This is a genomic window from Micromonospora sp. CNZ303, assembly GCF_004345505.1.
Genome location: NZ_SLVT01000006.1, coordinates 38,462 through 61,819 on the forward strand (window position 1 = coordinate 38,462; position 23,358 = coordinate 61,819).

A 23,358-nucleotide genomic window follows, 5' to 3' on the forward strand; every position below is an offset into this window, starting at 1 on the left:
CCTCCTACTGATCACAGCTTGGTGCGGAAACAACTTGGGTGGTCCATGGGGTGGCGGTGGGGGTCAGCCACAGCTCGGCGGTGCCGACGCCGGTGGTCGCCGTCAGGACGGTGACCTCCAACGTGCGGGAGTCCCCCGGGCCGACCTCGACGTTGGCGGTGCTCACCTGGCGGCGCCGTTCGGTGCCGCTGCCCACCGCCGTCTCGACGCCGTCCAGACGGGCGGCGAGCACCGCCCCGCCGGCGGGGCTGTGCACCGACACCAACGTGCGGACGGTGTACGGGTCACCGGCCAGACCGAGGCCGAGGACCGACTCGCTGAGACCCGACTTCGGCGCCGACGAACGCAGGGTGACCCGGAGTCGGAGCTCCCGGCGGCCGTCGGGCCGGCAGTCGCCGACCGCCAGGGTCGCCGAGGGCCGGAGATAGTAGCCGAGCTTCGCGCCGCTGCCGTCGTTGAGGAACACGCCGACCGTCGGCACGGTGTCCTTCTCCGGAAGCGCCCCAGCCATCCGGCTGTCGCCGATCTTGCGTTGCTCTTCGTGTCGGGCACTCCAGAACAATATCCGGCGTTCAGTGACAGCACGGTCAAATGATGACAATAGCGCCTTCGGGTCTACTTTCTTCGTGACCAGGGCCTCGAACACTGCGGCGGCGGAGGCGGCGTAGAAGGCGTCCTGTTTCTCGTTGTCCATCCGCTGGTAGCTGTCGCTGAGCATCGTCTGCACGACCTTCTCGGCGGCCAGCGGGACACCGCCGGGCACCATCACCGGGCCGGTGGCCCTGAGCAGGTACGACAGCACCACCGGGTCGACGGCGAGCACGCCGTCCACGGTGGTGCCCGTACGCCGCCGGAACATCTCCCGGTAGAGGGCGGCGGCGGTCGGGAAGTGCGGGGTGAGGTTGACGTCGGCCGGATAGATCCCGGGCAGGTCGGCCCAGAGGCTGCGCACCTCGGCCGGCACCTTCAGCGGCGGCTCGAAGCGGCCCAGCGCGCTGCTGGTGCCCTGCCGCCCCATCCGGACCCGACCGTCGGCCGCGTGGATGACGGCGTACGCGCCGATCATGCCGCCGGTCGCGCGCAGCTCGGCGAGGTTCTGGGAGACCACCAGGTAGGTACGGGGGCCGTCGGCGCCCAGCAGGGGCGGAAGCAGTCGGGTGGCCTGGTCCGCGGTGGCGGTCAGGCCGGCCAGCCGGTCGATCTCGCCCCGCAGGTCGCCGAGCGCCTGCCGGACCTGACCGACCAGACCGTCGGTGGGCACCGTCGCGAGGCTGTCCCGGGCGCCCTGCACCGTGGCGTTGACGCTGGCCAGCTCGGCCGACAGGGTCCGCAGCCGGCCCACGTCCAGCCGCCCGCCCGCCGGCACCAGGCTGGTCAGGTCGGCGCGCAGCAACGGCGGGAACGCCTGCCGGGCCAGGTCGTCGATGGCCACCGAGATCTGCCGGACGGCGGCCAGGTTGTCCCCCGCGTACGGGGTGTGCCGACCGACCCACCAGCCGGGGTCACCGGTCGCCGCCCGCGCGCTGCCGGCCTGCTCCTGGAGCGCCGCGAGGGTGCGCTGCGCCCGGGCGGTGTCACCGCCGACCACCTGGGCGCTGAGCTCCCGGGCCAGGCCGGCGGCGTTGAGCAGGTGGGCGCGGGCCTGCCAACCCCGGAAGCCCACCCAGCCGCCGGTCAGCAGCAGCAGCGAACCCACCACGAGGGCGGCGAGCAGGGCCCGGCGCAGCTGCCGCCGCCGGCGGGAACGACCACGCCGTCGACGCGGTCTCGCGCTCTCCGTCACACCACACGTCCTTCCTGGGGAACGGAGCAGCGGACCCCGTTCCGCTGCCGCTCCACACTGCTAACGATCGTTTTCACCCGAAGATGACGCGGTTGACCGGTATGCGAGGCCCGCTCGCCGTTCACCGGCCGCCTGGGCGCCCGGCGGCCGCCTCGTACAGCAGCCGTTCGATCCGGTCCACGCCCGCCGACATCGACATCTCCCGCAGGTACGCCTCCCGGCCGCGCCGCCCCATGTCGGCTCGGGCGGGCGGTGGGATGGTGGCGGCCAGCCAGAACCGGTCGGCCAGGCTCGCCCAGTCCCCCGGCGGGCAGGAGAGGCCGGCGCGGGCCCGCTCCACCAGCTCGGCGGTGTCGCCGCCGGCGGAGGCCACCACGGGCGCGGCACAGGAGAACGCCGCCTGGAGCTTCGCCGGCAGGGTGCTGCGCAGCTCGGGCAGGTCCCGCAGCATGACGAGCTGGTAGTCGGCGGCGGCGTACAGGTCCGGCATGTCCGGCGGAGACCGCCGCTCGACGAAGCGCACGTTCTCGGCCCGCAGGTCGGCGGCGAGCCCCCGCACCCGCCGCTCGTCCGCGCCCGAGCCCACCAGGACGAGGTCCACGGTGTGGTCCAGCGCCGCCGCCGCCCGCACCGCGGTCTCCAGGCCCTGCCGGGCGCCGATGGTGCCGGCGTGCATCACCACGCACCGCTCGTCGCGCCGGACCAGCCGGTGGGCCGCGCGGCTGGGCCGGGCGGGGTGGAAGATCCGCTCGTCGGTCCAGTTGAGCACCACCCGCACCCGGGCCGGGTCCACGCCCGCCGCGACGACCCGGTCGCGCAGCGACGGCGCGGCGACCGCGATCCCGTCCGCGGCCCGGTAGACCCGCGCCATCGCGGCGGCGATCCGCCCGGCCCACCGCCCGTTCTCGGCCCCGACCGGCTCGTCCTCCGCCCAGACGTCCTGCACGTGCACGACGGTCGGCACCCGGCCCAGCAGGCGGAGCAGGCCCGCCGCGGCGAAGGCGTTCGCCGGCGGCAGGTGGACGTAGAGGGCGTCGACGTCGGCCAGGTAAGACCGCCCGGTCAGCGTCGCGCTGCCGGCGAACGACAGGTGGCCGGCCATCCGGCCGCGGAGCGACCCGTCCCCGGCGGAGTAGCGCGGGACCCGCCGGACCGTCAGCCGCTCGCTGCGGGTCTCGTACCGCCAGCGCTGCCGCCAGCCCGGGTAGACGTGGCCGCCGGGATAGTCGGGGAAGCCGGTCAGCACCTTCACCTCGTGCCCCCGGACGGCGAGCTCCTCGGCGAGACTGCCCGGGATGAACGCCGGCTCCGGCGGGAAGTGGTACGACAGGATCCCGATCCTCACCGACCCGCCTCCGTCCGGCCGGGACTCCTCGGCGCGGCACCGTGCCGTGGAGTCGCCCGGCCCGCGTACGATGCCGACATCCCCTCCACGTCCGGCCGGCTCCGACGGCCGGCGACCGGCGCGGCGCCACCGTCCGCGACGGCACCGACGAGAGGGGTCCGCATGGTCGACCGGGTGTTGTTCGTCTGCCACGCCAACCTGTGCCGGTCACCGATGGCCGAGTACATCGCCCGTCGCCTGCTGGCCGGATGCGCGGTGACGGTCGCCAGCGCCGGCACGGACGCCGTCGACGACCTGCCGATGCACCCGCACGCGGCGGACCTGGCGGCCGAGACCGGCGGGGATCCCACCGGCTTCCGCAGCCGCCGGCTGCGCCCGGAGCACCTGGCCGGGGCGACGCTGGTGCTCACGGCCACGCGCCGCCAGCGCTCGGTGTGCACCGCCCTCGCACCGGCCGCGCTGCACCGGACGTTCACCCTCCGCCAGTTCGGCCGGCTGGCCTCGGCCGCCGACGTGACGACGGATCCGGCCGACGGTCCCCTGCGGGCGGCGGTCGAGGCGGCCGCCCGCGCCCGGGGGCGGCTGCAACCCGCCACCGGGGACGCGGACGACCTGCGGGACCCGATCGGCGGCACCGCCGCCGACTTCCGACGCTGTGCGGAGGAGATCGAACGGTCGATGCGACCCCTCGCGGCGCTCATCGCGACAGCCGGGTGAGTTCCTGCGTACGGTCGCTGACGACGCCGTCGACGCGCTCCGCGTGCCGGGCGGACACGGTCGTGTCGGCCGGCACCTCCGCAGTCGCGGCGGCGGCGACCACCCGGTAGGCCTCGTACTGGTACGCCTCCGCCTTGGCCACCTTCGCCATGTTCAGCACGCAGCCGAGCAGCCGGACGGAGACCGAGTTCAGGGCGCGGGCGGCCTGCGCCACCTGGCTGCGCGAGGTGCGGCCCTGCTGGGAGACCAGGAGCGCGCCGTCGGCCTGCACGGCCACCACCACGCCGTCGGTCACGGCCAGCAGCGGGGCGGTATCGATGATGACGATGTCGGCGGACTCGCGCAGGGCGAGCAGCAGGTCCGCCATCGCCTTGGAGCCGAGCAGCTCGCTGGGGTTGGGCGGCGCCGAGCCGCTCGGGAGCACCAGCAGGGACTTGTCGCCCCAGCGCTGCACCACGTCGCCGACCTGGACGTCGCCGACCAGCACGTCGGTCAGCCCGATGCCCGCGTCGAGCCCCAGGTAGTCGGCGACCTTCGGGCGGCGCAGGTCGGCGTCGACCAGCAGCACCCGCCAGCCGGCCTCGGCCAGGGCGATCGCCAGGTTGCAGGAGAGCGTGGTCTTGCCCTCGCCCTGCAGGGCGCTGGTGACCGCGATGACGCGGGCGGGCTCGTGCACGTCGACGAAGCGCAGGTTGGTGCGCAGCTTGCGGACCGCCTCGGCCCGGGCGGAGTTGGCCGCCGCGCCGACGATCAACGGCTCCGACTTCGCGGTGCTCTCGAAAGGGATCTCGCCGAGCAGCGGGCTGCCGGTGGTGCGCTGGAGGCCGGCGGCGTCGCGCAGGCGGACGTCGGCGACCCCGCGCAGGATCGCCAGGCCCACGCCGGCGAGCAGGCCGAGCAGCGTACCGATGGCGAAGTTGCGGACCGGCTGCGGCGAGACGGGCGTCGGGGTGACCCGGGGCCCGCTGACGACCTCGATCCTGATCGGCCCGGCCTTGCCGTCCTGGGTCGTCTCCACCTTCTGCACCAGCTGGACGAACTGCGCGGAGAGCACCTCGGTGACCTTCAGTGCCCGGTTCTGGTCCGTGTCGGTCACCGACGCGCGCAGCAGCACGGTGCCGGTCTCCGTGGAGGTGCTGACCCGGCGCTGGACCTCCTCGGCGGTGAGCCCGACCGGAGTCTCGGCGACGACGCTCTGCGCGAGGCGGTCGCTGGTGAGCAGTTCCGCGTAGGACTTGACCCGCTGCTGGAGGAAGAGACCGCCCTGGTAGGCGTCGGTGACGCCCTGGCTGGGCGTGGTGACGAAGAAGGTCACCGACGCGACGTAGCGGGGCTGCGCCCGGACGGTGACGAGGGCGGTGACGCCGAGCGCGACCATGACGGTGAGGAGCACGATCCACCAGTGCCGGCGCACGAGGCGGAGTTGGCGGTACAGGTCCATCAGGCGCGCCTCCGTACCAGGCCGGTAACGCCAAAGAACTTCACGAAAACCCCCAAGGTCGACTTAATCTCGTGAAACCATTAAAGCGACTCATACGCCTTATGTCCTGAGTTACGTACTTTCACCCCTTGACATCGGCGCTCGACCCACCACCGGACAAACGGGCGGACGGCGTCCCGGGTGGCGGGGAGAACCGAGCGGGCGTGACCTCGGCGGCAATGAGCCGCCCCGACTCGCCGGTCACGCCGGTGCTGGATAGGGTCGGCAATGGTGTGCCGGGAAGCCTGGTCGGCGTCGTCCCGTGCTGCCCAAGACCGAGGTGGAACCGCGCATGACCGACCGCACCCCGCCCGCCGACCGCCCCCGCCCGAACCGGCGCTTCTTCTCGCGTACGTCCTGGCCGGAGGCCCGTTTCCTGGCCGATGTGCTACGGACCGAGACCGTCGGCGGCGGGCTCCTGCTGCTCGGCGCGATGATCGCGCTCACCTGGGCGAACTCGCCCTGGGAATCCTCCTATGCCGCCCTCGGCGCCTGGGTGCCCTGGCCGGGCGGCGCGGCCCTGCACCTGGACCTGGACCTGGCCGCCTGGGCCGGCGACGGCCTCCTGGCGATCTTCTTCTTCGTCGTCGGGCTGGAACTCAAGCGGGAGTTCGTCGCGGGCGAACTGCGCGACCCCCGCAGGGCGGCGCTGCCCGTGGTCGCGGCGGTCGGCGGCATGGTGGTGCCCGCGCTCATCTATGTCGCGGTCAACCTCGGCGGCGACGGGCTGCGGGGGTGGGCCATCCCCACCGCGACGGACATCGCCTTCGCCCTCGCCGTCCTCGCGGTCATCGGCTCGCACCTGCCGCAGGGCCTGCGCGCCTTCCTGCTGACCCTGGCGGTGGTCGACGACCTGCTCGCCATCACCGTCATCGCGATCTTCTACACCGCCGGCTTCAGCCCGCTGCCGCTGCTCGGCGCCCTGGTCCCCATCGCCCTCTTCGGCCTGCTCGTGCAGCGGCGCAAGACGTGGTGGTGGGCGCTGATCCCGTTGGCGGCCACCGCGTGGGTCCTCATGCACGCCTCCGGGGTGCACGCCACCGTGGCGGGCGTCCTGCTGGGCTTCACCGTGCCCGTCCTGCGGGGCAAGGCCGGCGACGCGCACGGGCTCGCCGAGCACCTGGAGCACCGCTGGCGCCCCATCTCGGCCGGTTTCGCCGTGCCGATCTTCGCGTTCTTCGCGGCCGGGGTGTCGCTGCGTGGCGCCGACCTGGGGGCCATCGTCACCGACCCGATCGTGATCGGCGTCGTCGCCGGTCTGGTGCTCGGCAAGGTCGTCGGGATCTTCGGCTCGACGTTCCTGCTCGCCCGGTTCACCCGGGCGCAGCTCGACGAGGACATCACCTGGACGGATCTGCTCGGCGTGGCGCTGCTCGCCGGGATCGGGTTCACCGTCTCCCTGCTGATCGGCGAACTCGCGTTCGGCCCCGACAGCGCCGCCGCCGGCAACGTCAAGGCGGCCGTGCTGACCGGCTCGGTGATCTCCGCACTGCTCGCCACGGTCGTGCTGGTGCGGCGCAACGCCGCCTACCGGCGGATTGCCGAGGCGGAGCGGGTGGACGCCGACCGCGACGGCGTGCCGGACGTCTACCAGCGTGGGCAGGACTGAGCCCGTCGCCGTCCCACCGGACGAGGCACCGCGCCGGGGCCGGGCCGCAGGGCCGCTCGCCGGGCCGCCGGGCCGGGCCACCGCACCGCGTCGCGCCGGGCCGGTCGCCCGGACTGCCGTTACTGCTGGCGGTGCCGGCCCGGCGTCGGCCATCCGGCCGCGTCCGGCGCCGGCGGATGTCGGACCCGCCCCGGCGGTCCGGCCGGCCCGCCGGCGGTGAGCGCGGCCCAGAGCAGCCGGCGCAGCAGGACGATCGCCGCCGCCGCGGCCAGGGCCGTCCAGCCCTGGCCGCCGGCCAGCCGCAGCAGCCCGGCGGCGGTCAGCAGGTCCAGCAGCACCCGCATCGCGCACCGCCAGGAGCCCGTGCCGAGCAGCACCGCGAGCCCGGCCAGGGTGGCGAGGGCGGTGGTGGCGGTGACCAGGGCACGGATCACCGGACGCGCTCCGACTCCCGGACCTGCTGCTGCTCCTGGCGGATCTCCCGGCCCAGGAAGTAGTTCAGCGCGGTCCGGATCGCGGCGATGGCCGCCAGCTGGCCGATCTGGGTGAAGGTCGGCGAGACCGCCGTACGCAGGATGTCCGCCGCGAGCTGGAACTCCAGCCCGAGGGTGAGGAACCGCCCCAGGGAGAGCCGGATCGGGGTGAACACGGCGGCGCTGCGGTGCCGCAGTCCCTCGACCACGAACCGCAGCGCCGCCCACGCCGCCCCGACGAAGATGACCACCGCCCCGGCGACCTCCACCGCCGTGACCAGGCCCTGGTAGCCGTGGCGCAGGATCTCCTCGACGCCCATCCGCTGCCGTTACCCGGCCAGCACGGCGGTAGTCGGCGTCAGGTGAGCTGCGTGACGGCCTCCAGGATCAGCCAGAGCCCGCAGATCGCGAAGAGCACCGCGGCGCCGTACTTGATGGTCTTCTCGGGCAGCCGCTTGCCGAGCATCCGCCCGACGAGGATGGCCAGCGCGTCCGCCGCCACCATGCCGATCGTCGAGCCGAGCCAGGTGCCGAACCAGCCGTACTGGGTGGCGAGGGTGATGGTGGCGAGCATGGTCTTGTCGCCCAGCTCGGCCAGGAAGAACGCGACCGACACCGCGACGATGGCGGACTTGCTGCTCTTCTCGGCCTTGCGCTTCTCCTCCTCGGTGAGCGAGTCACCGCGCAGGGTCCACGCGCCGAAACCGAGGAACGCCAGGCCCGCGACGAGCGAGATCCACTCCGTCGGCAGCGCGGCGCCGAGCCCGTAGCCGATCGCCACCGAGGCCAGGTGCACCACGGCGGTGGCGACGGTGATCCCGATCAGGACCGGTACGGTCTTGAAGCGGGTGGCGAAGGTCAGGGCCATCAGCTGGGACTTGTCCCCCAGCTCGGCGACGAAGATGACGCCGAAGCTGACGACCAGCGCGACGAGGAAACCTTCCATGACATCCTTCCGGATCATGCCGGGAGGAGGTACGGGGGCGCCCTCGACCCGGCTGCAACAGCCTGGATCGAAGGTCTCGCCCGCCTCGGATGACGAGGCCGCGTGGCCGGATGCGGAACGCACCAGTGTGTCGACCACGACATTGGGGGCTACTCCCCTTCGCGTCGCCCAGCCTAGCCGATCACCGGTCAGGCCGGCTCCGGCGGGTGAAGATGCTCACCCGCCGGCGACCCCGCCGGTCACCTGGCGCGGCCCCACCGGTCACTCGGCGCGGGCCAGGGTGACGCCGAAGAGGCCAGCCGGATCGGTCCAGAAGTCGTGGGCGGCGAAGCGGGCCGAGCCCAGCTCGGCGGCGATCCCCTCGGGCCGGAACTTCGCCGACACCTCCGTGCGCAGCTCCTCGCCCTCGGCGAAAGTGACCGTCAGGTCCAGCACCCGTACGCGCATCGGCCGCCGCGCCCGCAGCCGCATCTCGATCCACTCCCGCTCGGCGTCCCAGAGCGCGACGTGGGCGAACCCCGCCGGATCGAAGTCGGCGCCCAGCTCCCGGTTGACCACCCGCAGCACGTTGCGGTTGAACTCGGCGGTGACCCCGGCCGCGTCGTCGTACGCCGGCACCACCACCGCCGGGTCCTTGACCAGGTCGGTGCCGATCAGCAGCCAGTCCCCCGGCTCCAGCGCGGCCCGCATCGCGGCGAGGAACCGCGCCCGCTCGGCCGGCAGGAGGTTGCCGATCGTGCCGCCCAGGAAGAGCACCAGCCGGCGCCCACCGGTCGGCAGGCGGTCCAGGTGGCGGGTGAAGTCCCCCACGATGCCGCGCACCCGCAGCCCGGGGTAGTCGGCGGCGATCTCGGCGGTGGACTGCCGCAGCGCGCTGACCGACACGTCCAGTGGCACGAACGTGCCGAGCCCGCCCCGGCGGGTGAACGCGTCCAGCAGCAGCCGGGTCTTCTCCGACGAGCCCGAACCGAGCTCGATCAACGTCTTCGCCCCGGTCAGCTCGGCGATCGTGGCCGCCCGTTCGGCCAGCACCGCGCGCTCGGCCCGCGTCGGGTAGTACTCCGGCAGGCGGGTGATCTCCTCGAACAGCTCGCTGCCGCGGGCGTCGTAGAACCACTTGGGGGGCAGCCACTTCTCCTCGGCCGTCAGGCCGGTGCGGACGTCCTCCCGCAGGCTGCGGCCCAGGTCCTGCTCCTCCAGGTGGATCTCCAGCGGCTCCACGCTCATGTCATCCCCTTCGTCGTCGGGTGGAACGTCCCTGTCGGGCGGCGGTCAGACCTCGGCGAGGGCGCGGACGCGTATCCCCGTCGCGGTGGCCTCCACCAGTTGCCCCTCCGGCACCGACTGCCAGTCGCGGTCGTCGTCGTGCGGCTCGGACGCCAGCAGCACCGAGGCCGGCGTCGCGCGGATCGACAGCGCGTGCCCGGCCACGCTGGCCACCACGGTGCGCCCGTCGGTGAGCAGCAGGTTGAGCCGGGACCCGGGGGCGGCCCCGGCCACCGCCGTCACGGTCTCGGCGATCGCGCGTGCCGGCTTCACCCCGGCCCGCAGCCGGTGGCGCACCAGCGCCCACACGAGCGCCGAGTCGGTGGCCGCGTCGAGGGTGAGCAGGTCGCGTACGGGCAGGGTGGCGGCGAGCGGGACCATCGAGTCGGGCCAGCCCCGCACCACCCCGTTGTGGCTGAACAGCCACCGCCCTTCGGCGAACGGGGCGGCGGCCCCGTCGAGGACCGCCATGCCCACCGTGGCGGAACGGACGGCGGCCAGCACCGCGCCGGCCGAGGTGACCTGCGCGAGCTGGGCGATGGTCGGGTCGCTCCAGATCGGCTGCGACCGCCGGTAGCGCACCGGCTCACCGTCGCCCGGGTACCAGCCGACGCCGAAGCCGTCGGCGTTGATCGTCCCGCCGCCGCGCATGTCGCGGGGCGCCCAGGACTGCCGCACGAGCGAGTACGGCGGGTCGAACAGCAGCTCCCGCAGGGTGACCGGCGGCCCCAGGTAGGCCAGGTGACGGCACATCAGGCGACACCGCCCCGACCGGCGGGACGGCCCGGGCGCCGGCCGCCGACGTCGCCTGGCACCGGGCGCCGGCCCCCGGGCAGGGTGCCCGGTCCGACCCGGCCGTCCGACGGTCCCGTCCTCACGGCTGCGACTCCTCCGGCCGGGCGTCCCGCGCGCAGCGGAAACCGCTGAAGATCTGCCGCCGGATCGGGAAGTCCCAGTTGCGGAAGGTGCCCCGGCAGGCGGCCCGGTCGGTGCCGAACGACCCGCCGCGCAGCACGCGGTGGTCGTCGCCGAAGAAGACCTCCGAGTATTCGCGGTAGGGGAACGCGGTGAAGCCCGGGTGCCCCCGGAACAGCGTGGAGGTCCACTCCCACACGTCGCCGATGAGCTGGTGCACGCCCAGCGGCGAGGCGCCGGCCGGGTAGGCGCCCACCGGCGCGGGCCACAGGTGCCGCTGGCCCAGGTTGGCGTGCTCTGCCGTGGGGTCGTCGTCGCCCCAGGGGTAGCGGCGGGAGCGGCCGGAGGCCGGGTCCCAGCGGGCCGCCTTCTCCCACTCCGCCTCGGTCGGCAGCCGCTTGCCGGCCCAGGCCGCGTAGGCCCGCGCCTCGTGGTAGCAGACGTGCACCACGGGCTCGTCGTCACGGACCGGCGCCCACCGCCCGAACCGCCGGTAGGCCCAGCCGTCGCCGTCGCGTCGCCAGTGCATCGGCGCGACCAGCTCCGCCTCCCGGCGGTGCCGCCAGCCGGCCGGGCTCCACCAGCGCGGGTCGTCGTAGCCGCCGTCGGCGATGAAGTCGCGGTAGCGCCCGTTGGTCACCGGCGCGGCGTCGATGGCGTACGCCGGCAGGTGGACCCGGTGGGCGGGTCGCTCGTTGTCCAGCGCCCACGGGTCGGTGTCGGTGCCCATGGTGAACTCGCCGGCCGGCACCAGCACCTCGCCGTCGACCCTGGTCGTCGGTTCCGGCGGCGGCGGGGCGTGCAGCACCGCCGGGCCGGCGCGCAGCTGGTGGGTGGCGAGCATCGTCTCGTCGTGCTGCTGCTCGTGCTGCACGATCATGCCGAAGGCGAAGCCGTCGGCGACCAGTGGCCGCTCGGTGAACGCGACCCGGTCCAGCAGGTCGAGCACCTTGTCCCGGACGGTGAGCAGGTAGGCGCGGGCCTCCTGCGGGGGCAGCAGCGGCAGCGTCGGGCGGTCCCGGCGGGGCTGCTTGAACGCGTCGTAGAGGTCGTCGATGTCCCGCCGGACGGGTTCGCGCCCGCCCACGTCCCGGACCAGCCAGAGTTCCTCCTGGTTGCCCACGTGGGCGAGGTCCCAGACCAGCGGGGACATCAGCGGCGAGTGCTGCCGCGTCAGGTCGGCCTCGTCGACCGCCTCGGTCAGCAGGGCGGTGCGGGCGCGGGTGCGGTCGAGTTCCGCCGCGATCCGGCTGCGCAACTGCTCCGGGCCCGTTGGGCGCGTGGTCGTTCCGGTCACCGGTGGCTCCTCCCCGCGGCGTCGCGTCGCCGCCGTACGCCTCGGTCGATGTCGTCGTGCAGGGCCGCCGGCAGGTCGAGCCGGGGCAGGGCCGTGAGGGCCAGGTCGAACAGGTCCGCCGCCGCGGCGGCCAGCGCCGGGTCGCGCAGGCCGTGGCGGGCGGCGGCGTGCCAGCGGTGCGCCACCGGCCCGGCGACGGCGCGGGACGCGCGGACCGTGCCCGGGTCGGCGAGCAGGACGGCCAGCACCGCGAGCGGGAGCACCCAGCCCCGGCCGGGCTGCGTGTCGAGGTAGCGCAGCTCCAGGTAGCCCCGGGGTCGCACCGGCGGGAAGAGGGTGCTCACGTGGTAGTCGAGGTCGTCGGTGGTGGGCGGCCGGGGCAGCGCCCCGTCGACCCAGTCGGCGAACGTGATCCCCGGCGGCGGCGTCCAGTCCGGGCCGTCGCCGCGCACGCAGAGCAGTGGCGCGGCGAGGACGTAACCGGTCCAGGCCGTGACCGGGTCGGTGTCGGTCTCCGGCGTCCACACCGGACGGGTGCGGGCCGGGTCGATGCCGTACCAGGCGGCCATCCGGGCGGACGCCCAGCCGGTGCTGCGCCCGGCGTGCCGGTCGGCCGTGGCGAACGCGGCCAGCAGGGGCGGCCCGAGCGCATGCACCGCCGCCCAGCGCTCCGGCAGGTGTTCCGGCTCCCCGGCGTCGAGGCAGACCTGGAGACCGGCCGTGCTGTACATCATCGTCCGGCCGGCCGGGCCGCGCCGGTCGAAGACGTGGCGCATGGCGCGGTAGCGGGGGCCCTCGACCACCGGGCGGGGCGGCCGGTGCGGGTCTATGCCGCTGCGCCCGAGGACCAGCCCGGCGGCGTCGAGCAGGCCGTTCAGCACGGCGATGTCGCCGTCGGTGGCGTGGATGAGGGTGGCGAGCGAGGTGCGTGGCGCGGTGGAGATCTCCAACTGCCCGCCGGGCTCCACGGTCACGGTGCCACCGTGCGGGAGCGGTTCGGCGGGGCTCGCGCGGTCGAGGGTGCGGGGGCTGTGCCGCCCCAGTGCCGCCCGGAGCCGCTCGCCGTCGACCGGGCGGGCGGGGTCGGCGGCGTCGTGCACGGTCCATTCGAGTTCGACGCCGGTGTGGGTCGGTGGACCGGTCTTGAAGCAGATGCGCGCGAGGTGGCCCTCGGCGGCGGCGGACTCCCGCAGGACGGTGGTCCGGTCGAGCTCCGGCGACGTCACCACGGCATGGGCCCCCTTCCCGGCCGACTTCCGTTCGGTGTCACCGTAACGCCACCCACCGTCATCGGCGCGGGCGTCGGTGGCCCCACCCACTCCTGTCTAGCAGACGAATTCCGCGCGGCCAGCCGGAACGTGCAGCGCAAACGGCCTCCCCCGACCCGTCACGACGGGCCGGGGGGATCAGCGGCCGGGACCGACCGCGAGGGGCGTCAGTCGGTCGGGGTCGCAGCCGGGATCGGGCCCGGCCCCTTCTTCGGCGGCTTGTCCGGCGACTCCTTCGCTGGCACGTCGGGCAGCAGGTCCCCGCAGAGGCCCTCGACCCGCTCCCGGCCGCCCGCCGCGGTCACCAGACGCGCGAACGAGGGGGTGTCCAGGGCCTTCTCCCGCTGCGCCGGCTTCTTGGCCAGGTACGCCCGGCAGAGCCCGCGCAGGTGTTCTGCGTCCTGCCGGGGCGCTCCCGGCGCGTCGCCGGCGGTGCTGCCGGGGGCGGGTGCGCCCGGGATCGGGGTGGCGGAGGGGCGGGGCGGGGTCCCGGTGGGGCGGCCACCGGTGTCGCCGGTCGATCCGTCCCGGTGCGGGCCCGTGGTGGCCGGCGCCGGGGTGGTGGGGCGGGGCGGGGGAGCCGGCTCGTCGGCCCGGTCCAGCGTGACGGCGGCAAAGGCGGCGCCCGCGGTCGCGGTGACCGCGATCCCCGCGCCCCAGGCCACGGCGCCGGCAGTGAACCGGCGCCGGCGTGGCGACGGGACGGCTCCGGCGGCGGGACCGGCCGCACGCGCCGCCCGGAAGGCCGTCAGGGCGTCCTCCTCCCCGGCCAGTTCGCCGGGGCGGGCGGGGGCGGCGGCGGCGGAGAGCAGCCGGGCGAGCGGCTCGGCGTCCGGCGTACGGGAGGCATCCGCGCGGGCGGCGTCGAGGAGCCGGTCGGACGCGCCGCGGTCGGCGGGCCGCTCGGTCCGGCGAAAGAACATCCTGGATCCCCTCACGTCAACCGTCCGCCGGTTCGGCGTGCGACGCCTGCCGCCGGCCGGTACGCGGTCGGGGCGCCGCGGCGGCCTCGGGGGCGGCCGGCGACCGGCTCGGGTCGTAGCGTTCCATCAGGACGGCGAGCCGGCGCAGCCCCCGGTGGGCGGCGGTGCGCACGGCACCGGCCCGGCGGCCGAGTACCCGCCCGGCGGTCTCGGCGTCCAGCCCGACGACGGCGCGTAGCAGGACGGCCTCGGCCTCGCGGGGCGGCAGGGTGGCGATCAGCGCGAGCGCCGCCTCGGTGCCGATCGTCTCGCCCGCCCGTTCGGCCGTGTCGGCGTCGCCGGCCAGTTCGGCGAGCGCCTGCACCGGCACGGGCAGCGAGGGGCGACGGCGCTGCCGGCGCAGGTGGTCCATGGCCCGGTTGCGGGCGATGGTGACGGTCCAGGCCCGGAACTCGCCACCGGTGAAGCTGGGCAGGTCGCGGGAGACCTGCAACCAGGTCTCCGAGGCGACGTCCTCAGCGTCCGCGCCGACCAGGGCGGTCAGGTACCGGAGCAGGCCGGGCTGGAGGCTGCGGTAGAGGAAGCGGAAGGCGTCCTCGTCGCCGGCCTGCGCCGCCACGACGGCCTCGTTCAGCTCACCGGCCATGTGGTCGCCGCTTCCGTCCCGTGGACACGCGCAGGCTGCGCACGTGGGCGTGCGCGAGGCAAGCACGGTCCGGCAAACGGACCTGATCCCGCACCCTCAGCCCCCCGCTGACCTGATCACGCCCGGGACCGCGTCGCCCGGACCGTACGTCTGGACTCCTGCCGTGGCGGCACGGCCGGTGGCGCAGGTGCCGCGGCGACGCCGTGGGGCGGGCCCGAGTCGGGCTAACGCTAGGAGCGCCGGGTCGATCGGGCAAGCCCGGCCCGGTGGGCAGAAGAGTGAGAATTATCTAGCCGTTCGGCCGGCCCGTCGCCGTAACGGTGCGGCGACCCGGGACGCTGCGCGTCGCCGGCGGGCGCGGGTGGCGGCGCATTCGACCAGCCCACGACGGACATGAGGGGAATGTCGTCACACACGGTCCACGGGCGCTCACAGCCTATCCGAGGCAGGCGCGGTCCCGCCGCCCCCGCCGCGCGGGCGGCACGGTTCGACCCGACGGCACGCGGCGCGCCGATCCCCGCCGGCCTGGGTACGGTAATGCTGTGTTGTCATCGGAGGTCGTACTCAGCGGTCGCTACCGCCTGGACGAGCGTGTCGCCACGGGCGGCATGGGCGACGTCTGGCGGGGCAAGGACCTCGTCCTCGGCCGACAGGTCGCGGTCAAGGTCCTGCTGCCTGCGCTGGTCTCCGACCCCGACTTCATCGCCCGCTTCCGTGCCGAGGCCCGGATCATGGCCGCCCTGCGCCACCCGGGCATCGTCCAGGTCTTCGACACCGGCGAGGACGACCTGCCCGACGGCGGGCGGGCCGACTACCTGGTCATGGAGTTCGTGACCGGCCAGCCGCTGTCCAAGCGGATCGAGGCCGTCGGGCGTCTCGACGTGGCCGAGACGATGGCGGTCGTCGCGCAGGTCGCGGAGGCGCTGCACGCCGCACACCTCGGCGGGATCGTGCATCGCGACGTCAAGCCGAGCAACCTGCTGGTGCAGGAGGACGGCAGTGTCGTGCTGGTCGACTTCGGCGTCGCCCGGTCGACCAACATCACCAGCATCACCAGCACGAACGCCGTGCCGGGCACCGCGCTCTACATGGCGCCGGAGCAGGCCGCCGGCCGCCCGGTCTCGGGCGCGACCGACATCTACGCCCTCGGTGCGGTGGCCTACTGCTGCCTGAGCGGCAGCCCGCCGTTCACCGGCGACAACCCGCTGCAGGTCGCCGTGCGTCACCTCGACGACGAGCCGCCGGAGTTGCCGCACGACGTGCCGGAGGCGGTCCGGGCGCTGGTCTCCCGCGCCCTGGCCAAGGATCCGGCCGACCGGTTCAGCAGTGCGGCGGCGATGGCCGAGGCCGCCCGCGCCGCCGTGTCCGACCCCTCCGCGCCGACCGCCATGGTGCCCGCCGCCGTGGCGGCGGGCGGCGTCGACCCGGGCACCCGCACCGACGTGCCGGTCACGGCGACCGCCGCCCGCCGGAGGCGACGCGGCACCCTGGTCGGCGCGGCCACGGCGGTGCTGGTGGCGCTGGCCGGCCTCGGCGCGGCGCTCGGCGCGTCGCGCGAGGCCGACGCGCCGGCGGTCAAGGTCCCGCAGGCGACCACCCCTGCCGCGGAGCCGAGCGGCGGCGCCGAGGCGCCGGTGAAGCAGGAGGACGCCCCCGTCGACCCCGGGCGGACGTCGCGGCCCACCGGCTCCGCCAGCCCCTCGCCGTCGGCAACCGCGCCACCGGTCTCGCCCCAGCCGAGCGGGTCGGCGGCTCCGGAATCGCCGGACCCCACCAAGACCGACGATCCGCCGGTGCCGACGCCCAGCACCAGCACCGCCCCGACGCAGACCACGCCGCCGACGGAGCCGATCCCGACCCAGACCACTCCGGTCGAGCCGGCCAATCCGCCGGCGGTCTGAGCGCCGACGCCCGGCTGCGTGATCCTGTGGTGACGCCGCGTCAATCTCACGGGCACCGATAACCCCAAACCGGACGTACGGGCACAGAAATCGCTCTAGGCTCCCCAGCAGGCACTTTCCGCCTCTGCCTCAGGAGTCCGGGTGAGCGTTGAGAAGTTGGTCGTCATCGGCCAGGGGTACGTCGGCCTGCCGTTGGCCATGCGAGCCGTCGAGGCCGGTCTGGACGTGATCGGCCTCGACGTCGACTCCGACCGGATCAAGCGGCTCGCGTCGGGCGAGTCGTTCGTCGAGGACATCCCCGCCGACCGGCTGGGCCGCGCGCTGGGCAGCGGCCGGTACCGGCCGAGCACGGCGTACACCGACGCGGAGGGCTTCGACATCTGCGTGATCACGGTGCCCACGCCGCTGCGCGACGGCACGCCCGACCTCAGCTTCGTGGAGCAGGCCGGCGTCGGCATCGGCCCGTACGTGCGGCCGGGCTGCACGGTGATCCTGGAGTCCACCACCTATCCCGGCACCACGGAGGAACTGCTGCGCCCGCTGCTGGAGTCGGCCAGCGGACTGCTCAGCCCGGGCGACTTCCACCTGGGCTACAGCCCCGAGCGGATCGACCCGGGCAACCCGACCTGGCGCCTGGAGAACACCCCGAAGGTGGTCTCCGGGATGGACGCGGTCGCCCTCGCCCGGGTGGACGGGTTCTACCGCCGGCTCGTGGAACGGACCGTGCCGGTGGACTCCACCCGGGTGGCGGAGCTGACCAAGCTGATCGAGAACACGTTCCGCCAGGTGAACATCGCCCTGATCAACGAGCTGACGATGCTCTCCCACCACCTCGACATCGACGTCTGGCAGGCGATCGAGGCGGCGGAGAGCAAGCCGTTCGGTTTCATGCCGTTCCGCCCCGGCCCGGGGGTCGGCGGGCACTGCCTGCCGATCGACCCGTGCTACCTGTCCTGGCAGGTCAAGCGGCGCCTCGGGCGGCAGTTCCGGTTCATCGAGCTGGCCAACGACGTCAACCACGAGATGCCCGAGCACGTGGCCCGACGGATCATGAACGGGCTGAACCGGGCCGGTCGCGCCGTCAGCGGGGCCCGGCTGCTGCTGCTCGGGTTGGCGTACAAGAAGAACACCGGTGACATGCGGGACTCCCCCGCCGTCGACGTGGCCCAGCGCCTGCAGGCCCTCGGCGCGGACGTCCGGGCGGTGGAGCCGTACGCGGAGCCGCACCAGGTCCCGGGCGGCGTGCTCGTGGTGGAGCTGACCGAGCAGGAGGTGCGCGCGGCGGACGCGGTGGTGGTGGTCACCGACCACGACGACTTCGACTACGACCTGGTCACCCGGCACGCCCGGTACGTCTTCGACACCCGCAACCGGTGTGCCGGCCCGGTGGTGGAACGCCTGTAGGCCCGGCACCGCTGGCCGGTCCCGGCACCCGAGGGGCGACGGGACCGGCCGGCGGCTGTCACTGGTCGCCGAGCGCCTCGACCACCGGCCGGGACAGCGCCCGGCGCGCCGGCAGCACCGAGGCGACCAGGGCTGCCACCACCGCGACCCCGAGGATCAGACCGAGCTGCCCCACCGGCAGCACCACCGCGAAGTCGCCGCTGATCCGGGCCAGCAGGGCCATCGCGGCGGCGCTGACGCCGGTGCCGAGGCCGACCCCGAGCAGCGCGCCGACCAGCGCCGTCAGCACCGCCTCGACGGCCAGCATGGCGCGCATCCGCCCCCGGGTCAGGCCGACCGCCCGTAGCACGGCGTTCTCCCGGGTCCGCTCCACCACCGACAGGCTCAGCGTGTTGGCGACCCCGACCAGCGCGATCACCACGGCCAGGCCCAGCAGCGCGGTGACGAGGGCGAGCAGCATGTCGACCGTGGCGGTGAGCATCTTCTTGTACGCGCCCTGGTCCATCAGGTTGGCCGTCGGATACCGGGCGACCACCGCCTCGACGGCGGCCCGGGCGCGACCGGCGGAGACCCCGTCGGCGGGGTCGATCTCGGCCAGGAAGCCCCGCTCGTCGGGGAAGAGCGCGGCGAAGTCGGCCTCCACCACGTCGATCACGTGACCGTCGGGGACGGGGCTGCCGGCGAGTGCCGGTCCGTCGGCGGTGACGACCGCGGCCACCCGCAACGACCGGCCGCGCACGGTGACGGTGGAGCCGGTCGTCCAGCCCCGGGCCTCGGCCAGCTCCCGGTGCACCAGCGCCCACCCGGGTCCCAGCCGGTCGACGTCCCCCGCCACGACGCCCGTCAGCGTCCGGGCCACCAGGGCGGGGTGCGCGGCCTGGATCTGCACGCCGGCGGCGACGGCGCCGCGCCGCTCGTGCACCACCGCCAGTTCGGGCCGGGCGCGCAACTCGGCCACGAGCGGCGCCGGCAGGTTCCCGCCGATCCCGGTGACCAGCCAGTCGACCCCGATCTCGGCGTCCACGCTGCGCTCGATGCCGTCCTTGGTGCTGCGGGCGCCGACCACGAAGGCCGACACCAGACCGATCCCGATCACCAGGGCCGTGGCGGTCGCGGCGATCCGGCGCGGATTGCGTACGGCGTTCGCCACGGCCAGGCCGGCGGTGGCGCCGAGCAGCCGACGGGCCGGCCACCCCAGCACCCGGACCAGCGCCGGCACGAGCACCGGGCCGAAGAGCACGATGCCGAAGAAGGCGAGCACGCCACCGGCGGCCACGAGCACCACCTGGACGGCGTACGCGGCGCCGACCAGCGCGGCGATCCCGGCGGCGAAGACCAGTGCCCCGACGGTCAGCCGGAGCCGGCCGGCGCCCCGGGCGGGCTGGACCGCCGCGTCGGTGAGCGCGGCGACCGGGGCGATCCGGGTGCCCCGCCACGCGGGCAGCAGGGCGGCACCCATCGTGATCGCCGTGCCGAGGAGCAGGCTGACCAGCACGGTCGAGGCGGTGACGGCGAGCCCGCCGGGGGCCGGCGCGTCGAGCCGTGCCATCACCTGGTTCATGCCGCCGGCCAGGGCCACGCCGATCAGCACGCCGGCGGCGGAGGCGACCAGCCCGACCAGCGCGGCCTCCAGCAGCGCGGCGCGGAACAGCTGGCCCCGGGTCGCGCCGACCAGCCGCAGCAGCGCGGTCCGCCGGGTCCGCTGGGCCAGCACGATCGCGAAGGTGTTGGCGATGACGAACCCGGCGACCACGACCGCGACCCCGGCGAAGGTCAGCAGCGCCATGTTGAACTGCTGCAGGTCGCGGACCGCGTCGGTCACGGCGTCGTCGAGGATGCGCTGCCGGGTCTTGACGGTCGCGCCGGCGCCGACGGCCTCGGCGGTCCGCCCGACCAACGCCCCGTCGGCCGTGCCGGGCCGGGCGGCCACCATGATCCGGTCGTAGCCGCGTTGGCCGGTCACCGCGAGGGCGTCCGCGCCGACGAGGCCGATGAACGGACCGCCGACGTCGCGGGCGGTGCCGGCCACGTCGACCGTCCCGACCAGCGTGTACGGGCGGGCCGCTCCCCCGCCACCCCCGACGCGTACGGGCGCGCCGAGGGCGAAGCCCTCCTCGTCGGCGGTCGCGGCGTCCAGCACCACCTCGCCGGGGCGGTCGGGCAGCCGGCCGGCCACCACGTCGTACGAGCGCAGCGCCTCGTCGACGGGGATGGCGGCGAGGACGGCGTAGCCGAGCACGGGGCGGCCGTCGGCGCCGACGATGCCGCCGGAGCCGAGCAGCTCCCCCTCGGCGGCGGCGACCCCGTCGACGGAGCGCACCTTCTCGACCAGCGCGGCCGGCAACGGGTCGTCGGTGGTGGAGTGGACGGCGAGGTCGGTGTGCCGGTCGAACGCCCCGGCCCGCTCGTACGCGCCGGCGCGCATCCCGTCGACGAAGATCAACGTGCCGGCGATGAACGCGACGCCGAGCACGATGGCCAGCGAGGAGAGCATCAGGCGCAGTGCCTCGGCGCGGAGCTGGCGCAGGGTCGTCCTGATCACCGGGTCACCGCCTCGCGGCCGGCGGCCGGTACGCGCGCCACGTCGAGGCCGGCGAGCGCGTCGAGCACGCGCTCGGCGGTCGGGGCGGTGAGGTCGCGTACCGGCCGGCCGTCGGCGAGGAAGACCACCCGGTCGGCGTGCCCGGCGGCCGACGGATCGTGGGTCACCATGATCACCGTCTGGCCGAGGGTGTCGACGGCCTCGCGGAGCAGGCGCAGCACCTCGGCGCCGGAGCGCGAGTCCAGGTTGCCGGTCGGCTCGTCGGCGAAGATCACCCACGGCTTGGTGATCAGGGCGCGGGCGACCGCCACCCGCTGCTGCTGGCCGCCGGAGAGCTCGGCGGGACGGTGGCGCAGCCGGTCGGTGAGCCCCACCGCGGCGACCACCTGGCGCAGCCAGGCCCGCTCCGGCCGCCGGCCGGCGATCGCCAGGGGCAGCACGATGTTCTCCTCGGCCGTCAGCGCCGGCAGCAGGTTGAACTTCTGGAACACGAAGCCGACGCGGTCGCGGCGCAGCAGGGTGAGCCGCTTGTCGTCGAGGCCGGCGAGGTCGGCGTCGCCGATGCGCACGCTGCCGGCGGTGGGCCGGTCCAGGCCGGCGAGGCAGTGCATGAGGGTGGACTTGCCGGAGCCGGAGGGGCCCATGATGGCGGTGAACCGGCCGGCGGCGAAGTCGACGTCGACCCCGTCGAGGGCGACGACGGCGGCCTGGCCGGCGCCGTACCGCTTGGACAGGCCGCGGGCGGTGACCGCGACGCCGGCGGTGGCGTGCGCGGGAGGTGCGACGGACACGTGGAGCTCCCCGTGGAGATCGTGGCTGGGACGTCTCCGACGCTATGGGCGCCGCCGGTCCGGCCGCGTCCACCCGCGCGTGGTGATCCCGCTGCGACCTGGGAAGCCCCTGACGGGGTGGGCCCGTACGACCTGGGTCGTAGACCGGCTCAGCCGCCGGGGGTGACCAGCCCCGTCTCGTACGCCAGCACCACGGCCTGCACCCGGTCGCGGAGCTGGAGCTTGGCGAGGATCCGCCCGACGTGCGTCTTCACGGTGGCCTCGGCGACGTGCACCCGGGCGGCGATCTCCGCGTTGGAGAGGCCCTGCGCCACCAGCAGGAGAATTTCCCGCTCGCGCTCGGTGAGCTGGCCGATCCGGGGGTCCTCGGCGGGCCCGGGGCCGAGCCGGCCGGCGAACCGGTCGAGCAGCCGCCGGGTGATGGGCGGGGCGACCACCGAGTCGCCCCGGGCGACCACCCGGATGGCGGCCAGCAGTTCCTCGGGCGGGACGTTCTTGAGCAGGAAGCCGCTGGCGCCCGCCTGGAGCGCGGCGAAGGCGTCGGCCTCGGTGTCGAAGGTGGTGAGCACCAGCACCCGGGGCGGTCCGGCGGGACGGTCCCGGCAGATCCGGCGGGTCGCCTCCACCCCGTCCATGGTCGGCATCCGGACGTCCATCACCACGACGTCGGCCTCGACGCGGGCCAGCAGCCGCAGGGCGTCGGCCCCGTCGATCGCCTCGCCGACGACCTCCAGGTCCGGCTGGGAGCCGAGCACCATCCGGAAGCCGGCGCGGACCAGGGCCTGGTCGTCCACGATCACCACGCGGACCGTCATGCCGCCGTCACCTCCGTCGTCGGGGACGTCGACGGTAGCGGTAGCCGCGCCTCGACCTGCCAGCCCCCGGCGAGCCGCGGGCCGGCGGTGAGGCTGCCGTCGTACACGCCGATCCGCTCGCGCATGCCCACCAGGCCGTGCCCGCCGGACGGCGCGGGACTGACCGGCGGCCGGCCGCGCCCGTCGTCGACCACCCGGACCACCACGGCGTCGCCGGCGTGCGCGACGGTGACCTCGACATCGGCCCCGACCCCGGCGTGCTTCAGGGCGTTGGTCAGCCCCTCCTGCACCACCCGGTAGACGGTCAGTTCCAGCCCGGGCGGCATCGACGTCGGCTCTCCGGTGACCGCGTGCCGCGTGCGCAGGCCGGCGGCGCGGAACCGGTCGAGCAGGGCGGGCAGCTCCGCCAGCGCCAACCGGCGGTGCGCCGGGTCGGCGGTCGCCCCGGCGTCGCCGGGCGCGCCCGCCGCGCCGGGCCCGGCCTGCGCGTCGGGCTCCCGCAGTACGCCGACCAGCCGGCGCATCTCCTCCAGCGCCTGCCGGCCGGTGTCGGCGACCACCTTCACCGCCTGGCGGGCGGTCTCCGGGTCCCGGTCGAGCGTGAACCGCGCCCCGTCGGCCTGCACGATCATCACCGCCATGCTGTGCGCCACCACGTCGTGCAGTTCCCGGGCGATGCGGGTGCGTTCCTCCGCGACCGCGGCGCGCGCCTCCGCCTCGCGTTCCCGCTCCAGGGTGGCGGCCCGCTCCTCCAGGGTGAGCACGTAGAGCCGGCGGGTGCGCACGTTCAGCCCGACCAGCCAGACCGCCCCGGTGACCAGCCCGTAGTAGATCGCCGCCGCCCACCAGGCGATGGCTCCCGAGGTCTGGAGGCCGGCGAGCACCACCCCGACGGCCGCGCCGATCCCGGCGAGGACCCCGTCGCGGAGCCGGTCGGCGTACTTGACGACGCTGTAGAGGGCGATCAGCACCGCGACGTCGAAGGGCAGCGGCCCCCACCCGGCGACCACCTGCACCATCGCGAGCGCGGCCACCACGGCGGCGACCGCCGACGGGTGGGCCCGGCGGAACAGCAGCGCCACCGCCATCGCGGCCCCGACCAGGGTGGCCCTCCCACCGCCGGGCTGGTTGGCCATGCCGGCGAGGCCGAGGAGCGCCACCGTGGTGGAGACGAAGGCGTCGAAGGCGACGCCGCGCAGCGGGCGGCCGAGGATCGCGCGGTTCACGGTCACCCAGC

Annotated in this window: 20 protein-coding genes; 4 read left to right on the forward strand and 16 right to left on the reverse strand. The window is 75.0% G+C overall.

Annotation, left to right across the window (positions count from 1 at the left end):
• Nucleotides 1–4 precede the first annotated feature (4 nt).
• Entirely contained in the window at nt 5–1,783 is a 1,779-nt protein-coding gene (locus EV374_RS11800) for a DUF4012 domain-containing protein (protein WP_132234536.1), read from the reverse strand.
• 121 nt (nt 1,784–1,904) lie between these two features.
• A complete protein-coding gene (locus EV374_RS11805; protein ID WP_132234538.1) occupies nt 1,905–3,128 on the reverse strand; it encodes a glycosyltransferase family 4 protein in 1,224 nt (407 codons plus the stop codon).
• Between the two features lie 162 nt (nt 3,129–3,290).
• Between EV374_RS11805 and EV374_RS11810 the strand changes: the two genes are divergently transcribed.
• On the forward strand, nt 3,291–3,845 hold the full coding sequence (locus EV374_RS11810; protein ID WP_132234540.1) for an arsenate reductase/protein-tyrosine-phosphatase family protein: 555 nt from the start codon (nt 3,291–3,293) through the stop codon (nt 3,843–3,845).
• On the opposite strand, the gene EV374_RS11815 is transcribed toward EV374_RS11810, so the two are convergent.
• Nucleotides 3,826–5,286, reverse strand: coding sequence for a polysaccharide biosynthesis tyrosine autokinase (locus EV374_RS11815; protein WP_132234542.1), 1,461 nt, complete (start codon nt 5,284–5,286; stop codon nt 3,826–3,828). The genes EV374_RS11810 and EV374_RS11815 overlap by 20 nt on opposite strands.
• 331 nt (nt 5,287–5,617) lie before the next feature.
• On the opposite strand from EV374_RS11815, the gene nhaA reads away from it, so the two are divergent.
• Nucleotides 5,618–6,934 carry a Na+/H+ antiporter NhaA gene (nhaA, locus tag EV374_RS11820; RefSeq protein ID WP_132234544.1) on the forward strand — a complete coding sequence of 439 codons (1,317 nt, stop codon included), beginning with the start codon at nt 5,618–5,620 and terminating at the stop codon, nt 6,932–6,934.
• 119 nt (nt 6,935–7,053) lie between these two features.
• Here nhaA and EV374_RS11825 read toward each other — a convergent pair whose 3' ends face one another.
• The 9 genes from EV374_RS11825 to EV374_RS11865 form a co-directional block, all read right to left on the reverse strand.
• On the reverse strand, nt 7,054–7,368 hold the full coding sequence (locus EV374_RS11825) for a hypothetical protein (RefSeq protein ID WP_207914105.1): 315 nt from the start codon (nt 7,366–7,368) through the stop codon (nt 7,054–7,056).
• Nucleotides 7,365–7,727, reverse strand: a complete 363-nt coding sequence (locus tag EV374_RS11830; RefSeq protein ID WP_132234546.1) for a DUF1622 domain-containing protein — start codon at nt 7,725–7,727, stop codon at nt 7,365–7,367. The genes EV374_RS11825 and EV374_RS11830 overlap by 4 nt, the downstream gene beginning before the upstream one ends.
• Before the next feature lie 38 nt (nt 7,728–7,765).
• Nucleotides 7,766–8,353: a TMEM165/GDT1 family protein gene (locus EV374_RS11835; protein WP_132235035.1), complete on the reverse strand. Its 588-nt coding sequence runs from the start codon at nt 8,351–8,353 to the stop codon at nt 7,766–7,768.
• Between the two features lie 261 nt (nt 8,354–8,614).
• Nucleotides 8,615–9,580, reverse strand: a complete 966-nt coding sequence (egtD, locus tag EV374_RS11840; RefSeq protein WP_132234548.1) for an L-histidine N(alpha)-methyltransferase — start codon at nt 9,578–9,580, stop codon at nt 8,615–8,617.
• 45 nt (nt 9,581–9,625) lie between these two features.
• Nucleotides 9,626–10,372 (reverse strand): ergothioneine biosynthesis protein EgtC, encoded by a 747-nt coding sequence (egtC, locus tag EV374_RS11845; RefSeq protein ID WP_132234550.1) that lies wholly within the window; start codon nt 10,370–10,372, stop codon nt 9,626–9,628.
• Between the two features lie 121 nt (nt 10,373–10,493).
• Nucleotides 10,494–11,831: an ergothioneine biosynthesis protein EgtB gene (gene egtB, locus EV374_RS11850; protein ID WP_132234552.1), complete on the reverse strand. Its 1,338-nt coding sequence runs from the start codon at nt 11,829–11,831 to the stop codon at nt 10,494–10,496.
• On the reverse strand, nt 11,828–13,060 hold the full coding sequence (gene egtA, locus EV374_RS11855) for an ergothioneine biosynthesis glutamate--cysteine ligase EgtA (RefSeq protein ID WP_132234554.1): 1,233 nt from the start codon (nt 13,058–13,060) through the stop codon (nt 11,828–11,830). Before egtA ends, egtB begins: the two co-directional genes overlap by 4 nt.
• A gap of 206 nt (nt 13,061–13,266) precedes the next feature.
• On the reverse strand, nt 13,267–14,022 hold the full coding sequence (locus tag EV374_RS11860) for a hypothetical protein (protein ID WP_207914107.1): 756 nt from the start codon (nt 14,020–14,022) through the stop codon (nt 13,267–13,269).
• Between the two features lie 16 nt (nt 14,023–14,038).
• Complete coding sequence (locus EV374_RS11865; protein ID WP_132234556.1) at nt 14,039–14,668, reverse strand: RNA polymerase sigma factor; 630 nt, start codon at nt 14,666–14,668, stop codon at nt 14,039–14,041.
• A 542-nt stretch (nt 14,669–15,210) separates the two neighbouring features.
• Between EV374_RS11865 and EV374_RS11870 the strand changes: the two genes are divergently transcribed.
• Together EV374_RS11870 and EV374_RS11875 are read left to right on the forward strand one after the other, a co-directional pair.
• Nucleotides 15,211–16,569: a serine/threonine-protein kinase gene (locus tag EV374_RS11870; protein WP_132234558.1), complete on the forward strand. Its 1,359-nt coding sequence runs from the start codon at nt 15,211–15,213 to the stop codon at nt 16,567–16,569.
• 141 nt (nt 16,570–16,710) lie between these two features.
• The gene (locus EV374_RS11875) at nt 16,711–17,973 is read left to right on the forward strand and encodes a nucleotide sugar dehydrogenase (protein WP_132234560.1); all 1,263 of its coding nucleotides are present in this window, start codon (nt 16,711–16,713) and stop codon (nt 17,971–17,973) included.
• A gap of 58 nt (nt 17,974–18,031) precedes the next feature.
• On the opposite strand, the gene EV374_RS11880 is transcribed toward EV374_RS11875, so the two are convergent.
• The 4 genes from EV374_RS11880 to EV374_RS11895 all read right to left on the reverse strand — a co-directional run bounded on the left by EV374_RS11880 (nt 18,032) and on the right by EV374_RS11895 (nt 23,353).
• A complete protein-coding gene (locus tag EV374_RS11880) occupies nt 18,032–20,515 on the reverse strand; it encodes an FtsX family ABC transporter permease (protein ID WP_132234562.1) in 2,484 nt (827 codons plus the stop codon).
• Nucleotides 20,512–21,306 carry an ABC transporter ATP-binding protein gene (locus EV374_RS11885; protein ID WP_132234564.1) on the reverse strand — a complete coding sequence of 265 codons (795 nt, stop codon included), beginning with the start codon at nt 21,304–21,306 and terminating at the stop codon, nt 20,512–20,514. Before EV374_RS11885 ends, EV374_RS11880 begins: the two co-directional genes overlap by 4 nt.
• Nucleotides 21,307–21,455: 149 nt before the next feature.
• Nucleotides 21,456–22,121 (reverse strand): response regulator, encoded by a 666-nt coding sequence (locus tag EV374_RS11890; protein WP_132234566.1) that lies wholly within the window; start codon nt 22,119–22,121, stop codon nt 21,456–21,458.
• Entirely contained in the window at nt 22,118–23,353 is a 1,236-nt protein-coding gene (locus EV374_RS11895; RefSeq protein ID WP_132234568.1) for a histidine kinase, read from the reverse strand. Before EV374_RS11895 ends, EV374_RS11890 begins: the two co-directional genes overlap by 4 nt.
• Nucleotides 23,354–23,358 lie beyond the last annotated feature (5 nt).